Below are 13,582 nucleotides of genomic sequence, written 5' to 3'. Positions count from 1 at the left end.
TGAAATTTCCTCTATTTTAAAAGAAAATATTTTTGTTTTAATTAAAATTTTTCATAAATATATTGTAATATAAATAAAAAAGAGGCGAGTATTTAGCTAACCCCTTTTATTTAAACTTAATTCGCTTTTTCTAACTCATCAATATCTACACTTCTAGTATGCTCAGTATGACTCCATTCTTTATCATCTTTTTTCAATATTCCTTGTATAGATATTGGAAACCATGTCAATTGATATATTGGCATAATTATATAATACAAGAATATTTTAAAATCAAGTTTTTTATCCAGTGCTAACAAGCACGGAGTATACAGATATAGAAATGCAGTAAAGATTGCCGTCAAAATCGTAAATGGATTAGTACTTGAACTACCAGCCATGCTTAATGAACCACTTAAATATCCATAAGCATTAATTCCAACTTGAACAAATCCAACAACAGCTACAATACCCATAATTATAAATAATACTGGCTGTACTGTATATATTGCACAATCAATTGCAGTTAAACTTCTGCTTTTAATTCCTTTTTTTAGAAGCTTAAAGAAATATCTGCTCGATACATCTGCATAACCTTGCATCCATCTTCTTCTTTGCCTCCATGATTGTACTAATGTAAGTGGTTTTTCATCATAAACAACTGCATCATGAGCAAACCCTACTTTTTCACCATTGGAGATTAACTTACATGTAAATTCCAAATCCTCTGTAAGACAGGTAGCTCCCCATCCAAGTTCTCTAAGAATTTCAGTGTCTATACATAAACCCGTTCCACCTAATTGACTTGATATTCCCATATTATTTCTTGCAAGTTGAAACATTCTATTATTTTGCCAAAATGATATAGAATAGCAAGCTGTAATCCATGTATCTTTAGGATTTTTACTATCCAAATAACCTTGAACAACTTTATATCCTTCACATAGTTTTTTATTCATTTCATTTAAGAAATTTTTAGAAGCAAGATTATCCGCATCAAAAATAACTACAGAGTCATATTTCTTATCCATTTTAAATATTTTACTAAACATCCATTCCAGCGCAAAGCCTTTTCCTTTTTTATCTTTATCAAATCTCTCATAAACAATGGCACCTTTATCTCTTGCATTTTTCGCAGTGTTATCCTCACAATTATCTGCAATTACAAATATATCATATAGTTCCTTAGGATATTCAAGCCTTTTTAGGCTGACAATAATGTCTGAAATAACAGCCTCTTCATTGTGTGCTGCTACTAACAATGCGAAACTTTTTTTTGGTGCTACTACCTCTAAGTTTTTCTTTTTGTAAATACCAAACAATGAAATAATTACATTGTATAAAGAGTAAGCAAAAGCAAAACCTGTGAATACACGTGAAATAATTATTAAAATATGTACTAGTTCATTCACTGTGATCCCCCCTGAACAAAGTTATTTTAGCATAAAAGTTAAGTAAATGCTATAATAAATTATAAAATTCATATTCTAGTTCATAATACATCTATCAATAGTTATTATACCCATTTTTATTATTAAATAAAATACATTTATCATATTTAATAATAAAGTTTTTATATTATGCATACAATAACCATTTTTGTACTTTATCGTTATTGAAAACTTATAAGGATATTAATTTAGAAGTAAGCTCCTTATCAATACAATAAGTCATCACAGATTCATTTGATATAATCCCAGTTCTATAGAGTTCAGCTAGTGCCATATCCATAGTTTTCATACCATATTTATTTCCAGTCTGTATATGCGATTGTAATTGATGTGTTTTACCTTCCCTAATTAAATTTTGTATAGCAGGAGTATTCATCATTATTTCCAACGCAGCTACTCGTCCATTTTTATCTTCTGTAGGTATAAGTTGTTGAGATACAATTCCTCTAAGTACTGCTGCCAATTGTATCTTTATTTGTTGTTGCTGAAAAGGTGGAAAAACATCTATAATTCTGTCAATAGTCTTAGCTGCACCAATTGTATGCAAAGTTGAAAATACTAGATGTCCAGTTTCTGCTGCAGTTATAGCTATTGATATAGTTTCAAGATCTCTCATCTCACCAATTAAAATAACATCAGGATCTTCTCTTAATATTGCTCTTAATGCGGAAGCATAGGAACTACTATCTCTACCTATTTCTCTTTGATTTATTATAGACTTATTATGTTTATGCATATATTCTATTGGATCTTCCAATGTTATTATATGCTCTTTTCTAGTAGAATTTATTTCATTAATCATAGCAGCAAGTGATGTACTCTTTCCGCTTCCAGTAGGACCTGTAACCAAAATCAGACCTCTTTGAGCATCAATTAATTGATTTATTACTTTCGGAAAATTTAAATCCTTAAGTGCTGGAACCTTAAGTCCAACATTTCTTATTGCAATTGCATCGCTACCTCTTTGTTTGTATATATTGACTCTAAATCTGCCTATACCTGACGCTGAAAATGATGAATCCATCTCACCTTCTTTTTCATAATCACTAAATCTATCTTGTAATAATTCCTTTGCATAATTTTTTGTATAAGCTGGTAATAATTTTTCCTCATCAATTACTTGAAGTTCTCCATTTACTCTAATTACAGGCGGAACCCCTACCGTAAGATGTAAATCAGATGCTTTGTTTTCTAATGTAAATTTTAATAATTCATTTAAAGTTTTCAAAACGAATCCTCCTAGTCATCACTATCGCTAATTATTTTTATTAATTCTTATTTTATTATGTTAACATTATAATTACCCTTTTTAATTATACATCAAACTTTAGAATTAGTAAAATTTAAGTGTGCATAATGATGACTACAATAAAAAATTTAGCAATTCTATAAAAGTTTATTTATTGGCGATGTTGGACTCAAAAGATTTTTTATTTCATTATAAGGAATTTCTATTTTGAATAAACCATAATAATACGGAGTATATTCGTAAACCTGATAATAAATTATCAGGTTATCTTCTGTAAGATAATATTCTTGATTAGGTCTTACTCCACCATATGGATTTATAAGATGGATATTATTTTCTTTAATATACTGATTTGCAATCCTATTTAAAAATTCTGTATAATACACCTTTGAATTAAATAATTCATCAAATTTATATACTTCACCAGTTTTTGTGTTAATTGTTATTGAAGAATACTGTGTAATTCCATGTGCTGCTCTATTAACATAAGTATACAAACTAAACAAAACACTCAAAATATTATTTTTATTTACTCCAATTTCATATGTGCCAAATATTTCATTAAAATCCACTTGTTCCGGAATTAGAACCTGACTTTTAAAAAGATCACTTACTTCATTTACAATTGATTCGTTTATTTTTGATTTTATTATATCATTGTCTAAATTTGATATATATGGATACTTTATATTAAACTTTTGTGGACTTAATTTTTGTTCTTTTAAAATTATACTTTCATTTACATAATATTTGTTTGAATTTCTGTATTCAATGTCATCCATTTTCCTTGAAAAATATGGGCAAATATAAACCATACTATTACCTTCCTAAAAATACTTATTCATTACATAATATTTTAATGTAAAAAATACGTGATTGTATTTACTTAGGTTCTATATTAATAATGTTATTTAAAATATTTAACCACTCATTAAGAGAATTAATTGTTATATCTAAATCTGCAACCTCCATATCTACCGCACTATTTAAAAACATGATATCTAAATATGGAGAAGATGAATCATTTAAAATCACTCTAATGCCTAAATTTTTAAGAAAAGTTTCCCCTTTTATACTGTCGATACATTGAGTTGTACTTTTTAAATCTTCTATTTTTTTATTTTTAATCAACTCACATTTTAAGATATCTTTATAATTGAAGGTTCTATTATATAAATTTGATGAATTAGATTTTTCCCAGAATAAATAATTTATACATTTTTTATTATCATCTATAAAAAAGTATCCTCTATTATTATACCCAGGAATATTTATGGCTTTTGTTACTGTAAAATTATTCTTTTCTATAAAATTTTCAATTAGCTTGTCAACATATCTAATAGCTCTATTTTTAGCCTTTGCTAAACTGTAAGGTGCTACTGCTAAAGCTAAGATAATAATTAAAATTAAATATATCATGCTTTACTCCTCTACCTTTAATAAATATATATAATCAGCTGGTTAAACACTATTTATTGTTATCTTTTATACTCTTATACTCAATTAACGTTAATATTATCATTACAATATCGAAAATAGTCAACAATACAAGCCCTGTAGAATACATAATCGTGCAACGATATATTTGATACAAAATAAACAATATTAAGGACACTACAGTAAGAGGATAAGCCCAAATTTTTCTTTTCCAAAGCATTACAACAAGGATTAATTTTATAATGCCATGAGACATTAAATAAAAGATACCAAAATACTGACCACTCAATGAAAAGTGAGAGCTCAATTTAATAATAAAATTTGCAACTACATCCTTTGGATCTTCTGATAATTCATGCTGTGTTAATAGTGTAACTAGTTTATTTAATCTATTAGGATTCAAAAATATTAATAGTATGCCTCCTATCATCTCCAATACACTATCAATACCTTTTACTAATATTCCAATTTTAAAACTTTTATGAAATATACTATTTTTCTTATTAAATATCATTTTTTCTCCTTAGTGTTTCTATACATGTATTTTATATTAATGTTTATATTTTACCAGACATTTATTAAAGTAACATTAATTATTGGCAAAATAAAAATGTATTACAAATTCTTAATAAACAAAAAATTGCTTTCCCAATTATATAATTTTGTCATTTCAATATATTTTTCTAAATCTACCTTATCATTTGTTTCTAAATTTATAGGTTCTAGCCATACCTGAACGTAATTTTCTTGATAATCTATAATTACATTTATCACTTCATATTCATCAGGATCATCGAAGGCTCCATCAGATATATAATCACCCTTATGTGGTATAATATTGGAATTAAATTTCTTTTGTATTTGTCTAAATCCATTATCAATATCTTTTAAATTAATTTGTTGTATTAAAATAATATCCATACTATAAAAATCGCCTCCCTACAATATTATTATATAAAAAAATAGCACTTAGAATGAACTAAATGCTAAAAAATATATTTAAAAGGGGTAATCTTTAATTGCTATAATTATATATTAGACTACATTTATTTCAGTTATATGTCTGATTTAAATATTAATTGTAAACAATCAATATTTAATTTTTTGCTGCATTTAACTGATTATATAATTTTTTTAAAGCTCTTTTTTCTATTCTTGATACATAAGACCTAGATATACCAAGCATTAATGCAATTTCTCTCTGTGTTCTAGGATTTCCATCATTAAGCCCATATCTCATTAAAATTATAAGCTTTTCCCTTCCTTTTAAACAATTGTCTATTTCTTCATATAATTTTTTCACTTGAATTTTATTTTCAACAATTTCCATTACTGAGTCCCCGTCTAAACTTAAAACATCCATTAGAGATATTTCATTACCTTCTTTATCCACTCCTATTGGATCATTTAGATAAACTTCTCCTTTGGATTTTTTATTGTTTCTTATAAGCATTAGTATTTCGTTTTCAATGCATCTTGCTGCATATGTGGCAAGTCTAGTACCTTTTTTAAAATTATAAGAATCTATAGCTTTTATCAATCCTACAGTTCCTATAGATATAAGATCATCCGAATCTTTACCAGAATATGAATATTTTTTAACTATATGTGCTACTAATCTTAAATTTCTCTCTACTAATACACTCTTCGCAAGTTTATCTCCTGAGCTTAATTTTTCTAAGTAAGTTCTTTCTTCACTTTCTGTTAAAGGTTTCGGAAATGAAGCACCATTTCCAATATAAGCAGTTAAAAAGGTAATATTTCCAAATATGTTTAACAAATAATATATTATAAACACTTAGATGCTCCCTCCCTTAGTGCTTACTAATATATTATGTTTTATTTAATTAAATGTGCATGTACACTAAACTATTTATTAAGTTCTTCTACAATTTTTTTAAATATTGGCACCGCTGTATTCCCTGCCTCTTGATTGTTTTCTATATCCGGAACAAGTATTATGGTTGAATAATATTTATCTTTTATTTTAAAGAATCCTGCAAACCATGCATCTACATGTTTTTCATTCTTATTTTCTATTCTAGTTGATGTTCCAGTTTTCCCACCTACATCATTATTAGGAACATAACCTAATTTACCAGTACCATTTTCACTTGTAAGGACTTGCTCCATTTCCGTTTTTATGAACTTTGAATTATCTTTATCTAATATTTGATTTGTCTCAATTTGTGGTTTGTAAATAATTTTATCATTTTCATCAACATAATCTTCTATTATATTGGGTTTTACATAAATTCCATTGTTAATAACTGTATTTGGTATGCTTAAAGCTTCTAATGGAGTAATCCTAAATTTTTGTCCTATAGATAAGAGACTTAAGTCCCCAGTAGAAAGTGGATCCATATTCAAAATTCCATATTGTTCATAATTTAAGCCTAATACTTTTGAAAAAATTCCTTGGGCTTGTGCATATTTGTATATATTATTAAATCCAGTTTTATTACCTATTTTCATGAACACCTCATTGGCAGATACAACAAAGGCGTCTGTAAGATTGTATGTTGCCTTTTTCCCACTCTCACTATATTTACCATCATCTTGAAAAACATCAGAAGTCTTTATTGACTTACTCTGTAATGCAGCTTCTTCAACTATAGTTTTAAAAATAGATCCTGGAAATAAATATCCATCCTGTATTCCTGCATTTATATTTCCCTTATAATAATCTTTTTGCGACATGGCACGTATTTTTCCTGTATCACTTTCCATAACAATTGCACCTATTTGCTTATAATTATTAAATTGAGGATCTTTTAATATGTTGTCAATCTTGTCATTCATATCTTTATCTATGGTTAATTTAACATTTACAATATTTTCTTGCTTTTTATTCTCAATCTTTGTGAGATTTCCGTTTAAATCACTTTGAAATAATTTTTCTGGATATTGATTATTTTTTATTTTATCATATATTTGCATTTCTAAAGAATCGCTAGCTTTATTTTTACCATTGTTATCTTTAAAATTTGTTAAAATATTGCACAAATCTGCTGCTTTATCTGTATTAACCTTGTAATATGTATATGTGTATATACCGTTTACGCCTTTAATCTTATTAATTTTGTCATAGGTCTGTTCATCTACTTTCCAATACAACTTCACATTTTCATTTTTTATATCATCATTAAATAAATCATACTTGCTATTATAACTTTTTAATGTGTAGGTTAATGCTCTTAAGTTGTACATATTAGTGTCACTATTATTTTTAAGGAAGGTAAATGGATTTATAACTACGTAGTACTCTAAGTCATATTTTAAAAGCTGTTTTCCATTGTAATCCAATATATTGAAATTTATACTAGAAGTCTTTTCTGTAGATGTATTCTGAGCTTGAAATACACTTACGATTTGACTATTATTTTTAATTGATATCAAATATATTTTAAAAATCAATAAAGCGAATATAAGTATAGATAAAACTAATACCATAATACATCTCTTTTTAAAACTATTCATAAAAACACCTCACATAGTCTTAATTCTCGACCAATGTGAGGTGTTTTATTCATATATCTACTTATCTTCTCTAGATAATATTTGTCTAATATTGGCGGTAAGTATATCTATTGCTACAATATCTCTTCCACCTTCTGGAATAATAATATCTGCATATCTTTTAGTTGGTTCAATAAATTGCATATGCATAGGTCTTACAACATTTAGATATTGATCTATTACAGAGTCCACTGTTCTTCCTCTTTCATTTAAGTCTCTTATAAGTCTCCTTATAATTCTCACATCTGCATCAGTATCTACATAAACTTTTATATCTAAAAGATCTCTAATTTCTTTAGAATCTAAAATCATTATACCTTCAACAATTATGATTTCACGAGGTTCTAAAGTAACTGTTTCTTTTTTTCTATTATGAATGGAAAAATCATAGATTGGCTTTTCAACCGATTTTCCACTTATTAGCTGTTTTAAATGATTTACTAGAAGTTCCGTATCAAAGGCATCAGGATGATCATAATTTGTTTTAGTCCTCTCATCGTAAGAAAGATTACTTTGATCTTTATAATAAGAGTCTTGTTCTATCATCGTAATACAACTTTTATCAAACTTTCTAAATATCTCATTTGCTATAGTTGTTTTTCCAGAACCCGTCCCACCTGTAATTCCAATCAAAATAGGATGTTTCATCACTTTGCCTCCTTACTTTTTATAAGCATGTCACCTTTTTCCAAAACATCATTTACTGATATGGAATATATCATTTGCGCAACAGGAGTTGATTCTATTTTTTCATTTTTATTATTTCTTATATCTGTTAATTTCGCTACTATATTATCTCCTTTAGGTTTTAAAATTTCTATTTTATCCCCTTCAAAAGCTTTATTTCTCTGTTTTATTTTTGCTCTTTTTTCTTCTTCATTATATTCTTCAACAATTCCTATAATGTCATAATTTCTTATATATGCTGATGATTCAGTATATTGCTTATTATCTTCACCAAAATAAAAACCTGTAAAATACCTTCTGTGACTTGGTTTAACAAGATAATCCATCCATTTATCATTAAATGTATATTTTTCAGGATCTTTAAAATATTCATCCACGGCTTCTCTATATGCCTTAACTACTGATGCTACATAATATGCACTTTTCATTCTTCCTTCTATTTTAAAAGAATTTATACCTGACGCTACAAGTTCAGGAATATGTTCAATCATACATAAATCTTTTGAATTCATTATATACGTGCCCTTATCATCTTCATTTATAGGATAATATTCACCTGGCCTTTTTTCTTCAACAAGGTAATATTTATATCTACAAGGTTGAGCACATTGTCCTCTATTAGAATCTCTACCAGTCATATAATTTGAAAGCAGACATCTGCCTGAATAAGACATGCACATTGACCCATGAACAAATGCTTCTATTTCGCAATCTTCTGGAAGTTTTTCTCTTATTGTTTTTATCTCATCTAAAGATAATTCTCTAGCTAAAACAATTCTTTTTACTCCTTGTTTATGCCAAAAAATAGCTGATTTCCAATTTACATTATTAGCCTGAGTGCTTAAATGTAATTCTAATTCTGGCACTACCTCTCTAGCAGTCATAATTATGCCTGGATCAGATACAATTACTGCATCAACTCCTAGTTCGTGTAGTTCAATTAGATATTCTTCCAATCCAACTACGTCTTCATTATGAGGAATTACATTTAATGTTACATAAAGCCTTTTTCCTCTTTCATGAGCATATTTAATACCATTTTTCAAATCTTCTGTTGAAAAGTTATCAGCAAATGCTCTTAAGTTTAATTTACTACCACCAAGATAAACAGCATCTGCCCCAAAGTCTATTGCAGCTTTAAGCTTTTCAAGATTTCCTGCGGGTGCAAGTATCTCTGGTTTATTCATTATCTATATTCCTCCTTGTTGTTACTGCGATTCCATCACCCATTGGTATAATAGATGTAATCAATTTATCGTCATTTGAAACTAAGTCCAAATATTTTCTCATTCTTTTAACTATTGTAATTTTTCTTCTTTGCACTAATTCATTATTAGCTACCATTCCTCTAAATAGCACATTATCTGCAACAATTATACCGTCCTTATTTAGAAGTCTTAAACATTCTGGTAAAAAATGATTATAATGTCCTTTACCAGCGTCCATAAATATCATGTCAAATTCATCGTCTAATGACTTTAAAACCTCAAGACAATCACCCTGAAGCACTTCTATTTTATCTTTATATCCATATTTAAATATATTATCACTGGCAATCTTAACCATTTTATCGTCGCGTTCAATTGTTGTAATTTTAGTATTTTTACCTGAATTCATACACATTAATATTGCAGAATATCCTATAGCAGTACCAAGTTCAAGAATTTTAAGAGGTTTTTTAACAGCGACCATAAATTCTAAAAATTTTCCAGTTTCTTTTTGGACTATCGGAACGGAATTTTCATTTGCAAAACTCTCTAGTTCTTTTAGAATCTCTGAATCCTCATTTATAAGACTTTTAATATATTGTTCCATATAATCATAGGTAATTCCGCTCATTAAAATTCCTCCAAACTAATCTCCCTGTAACTTTTTCTTTTCTGCTAAAAACGCATTATAATCAGCAGTAAAATAACTTACACCATTTTCATATGACAAGAAATATAAATAATTTGTATTACTTGGCTCTACTGCAGCCTTTATTGATTTTATTCCTGGACTTGAAATTGGTCCTTCTGGTAAGCCATTAACAACATATGTATTATATGGTGAATTCACCGAAATATCTTTATTATATAACTTTTCTTTATGCTGTCCAAGTGCGTATTCTACTGTTACATTAGATTGTAATTTCATGTTTTTGCTTAATCTATTGTAAAAAACTGAAGCAATTACACTTCTATCTTCATCTTTATAAGCCTCAAGTTCAATTATCGAAGCCATATTAATTATTTTATCATAATCATTTTTATCTATAGTTATTTTATCTTTTTTTTGTAAAAGTGACATTTGATTTTCAAAATGACTTAGCATTAGTTTTATAATATCATTTCCTTGCATACCTTTTTTTAATTCATAAGTATCTGGGAAAAGAAATCCTTCAAGTTTGTATTTCCTCTTGCTGTCTTCTTTAATATATGATGGTGTTTTGTAATCTTCACAAGCCTTTATAAATGCATCCTTACTAATTATTCCACGTTCTTGTAACCTATCAGCAATTTGAGCTAAATTAAATCCTTCTGGAATAGTAACCTTAAGATAATTTTTATCATAAGCTCCCACACTTAAGTCTTGTATAAACTTGTTTAAGCTTATATCCTTAGATAGCATATAAAGTCCCGGCTTTATTACGCCGGGAACTTTATTGTATTTAATATATGCTTTTGAAATAAGTGGGTTATCCATTAAACCTTGTGAATTTAACCTTGCAATTATGCTATAAAATGTATCTCCTTTTTTTACCTCAAACTCCTTATTGTTAGTAACTTTAAATGGATGCTCTAGTGAGTGTTTAACATAAAGTGAAAAACTTAAGGCAATCACAACAAGTACTACAATAATAATCGATAAAATTTTTAATTTATTTTTAGTTTTATACATTTTAAACCCATCCATAACTTAAATTATTATTTACTTATTTCTACTTGATTTTTTTCTTAAATTTGAATCTAATATCTTCTTTCTCATTCTAATGCTCTTTGGTGTTACTTCAACCAATTCATCTGAAGCTATAAACTCTAAACATTGTTCCAAAGTCATATCGTTAATTGGAACTAATTTAAGAGAATCATCTGCACCAGAAGATCTTGTATTAGTTAAATGTTTTTTCTTACATACATTAACATCAATATCTTCTGCTCTTGCACATTCTCCTGCAATCATTCCTTCATAAACTTCTGTAGCAGGTCCGATAAATAACTTACCTCTTTCTTGTGCATTATACAAACCATAAGTTATAGCTGTACCAGCTTCAAATACTACAAGAGATCCTCTGCTTCTTTCAGGAATTTCTCCTCTAAATGGTTCATAATCATCAAGAACATGGTTCATTATACCATTACCCTTAGTATCAGTCATAAACTCATTTCTGAAACCTATAAGGCCCCTTGAAGGAACTTTAAATTCTAATCTAGTATAACCATTTACAGCTGAAGTCATATTTTTAAGTTCAGCTTTTCTTGGTCCTAACTTTTCCATTACAACTCCCATAAATTCTTCTGGAACATCTATTGTAAGGTATTCAATTGGCTCTAATTTCTTTCCATTTTCTTCTTTGTAAATAACCATTGGTTTAGAAACTTGGAATTCATAACCTTCTCTTCTCATTGTTTCAATTAAGATTGAAAGGTGAAGTTCTCCTCTTCCACTTACTTTAAACGCATCAGCTGATTCTGTCTCTTCAACTCTTAAACTAACATTTGTTTCAAGTTCTTTTAAAAGTCTATCTCTTAAATGTCTTGATGTAACGAATTCTCCTTCTCTTCCTGCAAAAGGAGAATTATTAACGATGAATGTCATGCTTAAAGTAGGTTCATCGATATCAACAAATGGAAGTGCTTCTGGGTTAGCTCCATCAGCTATTGTTTCTCCTATGTTTACATCTGAAATACCAGCAACTACTGCTATGTCACCAAGCATAACTTCTTCAGTATCAACTCTTTTTAAACCTTCATAAACATAAAGTGCTGATATTTTAACATTTTGCTTAGTTCCATCTCTTCTTATTAGTGCAACTTGTTGATTTTTCTTTAATGATCCTCTTTCTACTTTACCAATACCAATTCTTCCAACATATTCATTAGCATCTATTGTTGAAACTAACATTTGGAATGGTGCATCTAAATATCCAGAAGGTGCTTTAACATGTTTTATTATTGTATCAAATAATGGTTCCATGTTATCACTTTCATCTTCGACTTCATATTTTGCTATTCCGTCTCTTGCAGATGCATATATTATTGGGAACTCAAGTTGTTCATCATTAGCTCCAAGTTCAACAAATAAGTCAAATACTTCGTTTATTACTTCTGTAGGTCTTGCATTAGGCTTATCAATTTTATTTATAACAACAATTGGTCTAAGCTTAAGTTCTAATGCTTTTTTTAGAACGAATTTTGTCTGTGGCATTGGTCCTTCATATGCATCAACTAATAAAAGAACACTATCAACCATCTTAAGAACACGTTCTACCTCGCCTCCGAAATCGGCGTGTCCAGGAGTATCAACTATATTTATCTTAACACCCTTATGCACTACGGATGTATTTTTTGATAATATGGTTATTCCTCTTTCCTTTTCCAAGTCATTTGAATCCATGACTCTTTCCTCAAGTTTCTCATTACTTCTGAATATATGGCTTTGTCTCAAAAGTGAATCCACTAGTGTAGTCTTACCATGGTCAACGTGTGCTATTATAGCTATATTTCTAATGTCATTTCTTGTAAATAATTCCATGTTTTATCCTCCAACCTAATTTATAAATAATGTATTAATTATTCCGTCGATAGTAACTAACATACTACAAACAAAAATTGGATACTAAATTGTACCCAATTTTTTTTATCACTCTTATTCTAATATTATGTTTGACAAAAGTCAACTTTTTGCATCATTTCATTCCAAAATTAAGATCCAATCCTATAGAATCAGTTAAAATCTTTATAATATCTTGCCAAATTATACTAAATTTTTGCTCTGCAGTTAAAAACTGTGCTACATCCTGGTTCATAGATATTATATTAGAAATATTTTCAAATTTCTTTTTTGTATCTTCACTTAATTGTTTTTTCTCCATCTGCTCATTATATGCTTCGAACTGGATTTTTCTAAAATCTTCGATAATTTTTTGAGCATCAGCATTGTTTTTAATTTTTTCACTTGCTTCTCTGTACTCAGAAACTTCTGGGTAACTTTTTAAGACCTTTGCAAGTTCATGTGCCTTATCATATACATTGTCCATGCACTAACCCTCCTTTTGAAA

Annotated in this window: 14 protein-coding genes; all 14 read right to left on the bottom strand. The window is 28.3% G+C overall.

From position 1 onward, the window contains the following. Positions 1-116 precede the first annotated feature (116 nt). On the bottom strand, positions 117-1,391 hold the full coding sequence (locus B8978_RS06470; protein ID WP_084114828.1) for a glycosyltransferase family 2 protein: 1,275 nt from the start codon (positions 1,389-1,391) through the stop codon (positions 117-119). Positions 1,392-1,602: 211 nt separating this feature from the next. After that, entirely contained in the window at positions 1,603-2,658 is a 1,056-nt protein-coding gene (locus tag B8978_RS06465; protein ID WP_084114827.1) for a type IV pilus twitching motility protein PilT, read from the bottom strand. A 158-nt stretch (positions 2,659-2,816) separates the two neighbouring features. Further along, positions 2,817-3,494 carry a DUF3298 and DUF4163 domain-containing protein gene (locus B8978_RS06460; RefSeq protein WP_084114826.1) on the bottom strand — a complete coding sequence of 226 codons (678 nt, stop codon included), beginning with the start codon at positions 3,492-3,494 and terminating at the stop codon, positions 2,817-2,819. A 67-nt stretch (positions 3,495-3,561) separates the two neighbouring features. Further along, complete coding sequence (locus B8978_RS06455; protein ID WP_084114825.1) at positions 3,562-4,098, bottom strand: hypothetical protein; 537 nt, start codon at positions 4,096-4,098, stop codon at positions 3,562-3,564. Between the two features lie 49 nt (positions 4,099-4,147). Then, positions 4,148-4,630 carry a DUF2127 domain-containing protein gene (locus tag B8978_RS06450; RefSeq protein ID WP_084114824.1) on the bottom strand — a complete coding sequence of 161 codons (483 nt, stop codon included), beginning with the start codon at positions 4,628-4,630 and terminating at the stop codon, positions 4,148-4,150. Positions 4,631-4,731: 101 nt separating this feature from the next. Further along, complete coding sequence (locus B8978_RS06445) at positions 4,732-5,037, bottom strand: hypothetical protein (protein ID WP_084114823.1); 306 nt, start codon at positions 5,035-5,037, stop codon at positions 4,732-4,734. Positions 5,038-5,212: 175 nt separating this feature from the next. After that, entirely contained in the window at positions 5,213-5,914 is a 702-nt protein-coding gene (sigK, locus tag B8978_RS06440; RefSeq protein WP_084114822.1) for an RNA polymerase sporulation sigma factor SigK, read from the bottom strand. Between the two features lie 71 nt (positions 5,915-5,985). Beyond that, complete coding sequence (locus B8978_RS06435) at positions 5,986-7,596, bottom strand: penicillin-binding transpeptidase domain-containing protein (RefSeq protein WP_084114821.1); 1,611 nt, start codon at positions 7,594-7,596, stop codon at positions 5,986-5,988. A gap of 57 nt (positions 7,597-7,653) precedes the next feature. Next, positions 7,654-8,283: a uridine kinase gene (gene udk, locus B8978_RS06430; RefSeq protein WP_084114820.1), complete on the bottom strand. Its 630-nt coding sequence runs from the start codon at positions 8,281-8,283 to the stop codon at positions 7,654-7,656. Beyond that, positions 8,283-9,509 carry a peptidase U32 family protein gene (locus B8978_RS06425; RefSeq protein ID WP_084114819.1) on the bottom strand — a complete coding sequence of 409 codons (1,227 nt, stop codon included), beginning with the start codon at positions 9,507-9,509 and terminating at the stop codon, positions 8,283-8,285. The genes udk and B8978_RS06425 overlap by 1 nt, the downstream gene beginning before the upstream one ends. Then, positions 9,502-10,161, bottom strand: a complete 660-nt coding sequence (locus B8978_RS06420) for an O-methyltransferase (RefSeq protein ID WP_084114818.1) — start codon at positions 10,159-10,161, stop codon at positions 9,502-9,504. The genes B8978_RS06425 and B8978_RS06420 overlap by 8 nt, the downstream gene beginning before the upstream one ends. 15 nt (positions 10,162-10,176) lie before the next feature. Next, the gene (gene mltG, locus B8978_RS06415; protein WP_242950497.1) at positions 10,177-11,202 is read right to left on the bottom strand and encodes an endolytic transglycosylase MltG; all 1,026 of its coding nucleotides are present in this window, start codon (positions 11,200-11,202) and stop codon (positions 10,177-10,179) included. A 30-nt stretch (positions 11,203-11,232) separates the two neighbouring features. After that, positions 11,233-13,056 (bottom strand): translational GTPase TypA, encoded by a 1,824-nt coding sequence (gene typA, locus B8978_RS06410; protein WP_084114816.1) that lies wholly within the window; start codon positions 13,054-13,056, stop codon positions 11,233-11,235. Positions 13,057-13,210: 154 nt separating this feature from the next. Next, on the bottom strand, positions 13,211-13,561 hold the full coding sequence (locus tag B8978_RS06405; protein ID WP_084114815.1) for a YlbF family regulator: 351 nt from the start codon (positions 13,559-13,561) through the stop codon (positions 13,211-13,213). Positions 13,562-13,582: the final 21 nt, after the last annotated feature.

It is taken from the genome of Clostridium acidisoli DSM 12555 (assembly GCF_900176305.1).
Classification (GTDB): Bacteria; Bacillota; Clostridia; order Clostridiales; family Clostridiaceae; genus Clostridium_I; species Clostridium_I acidisoli.
The sequence above is the reverse complement of the archived record's forward strand: the minus strand, read 5'-3'. Positions and strand labels throughout refer to the sequence as shown.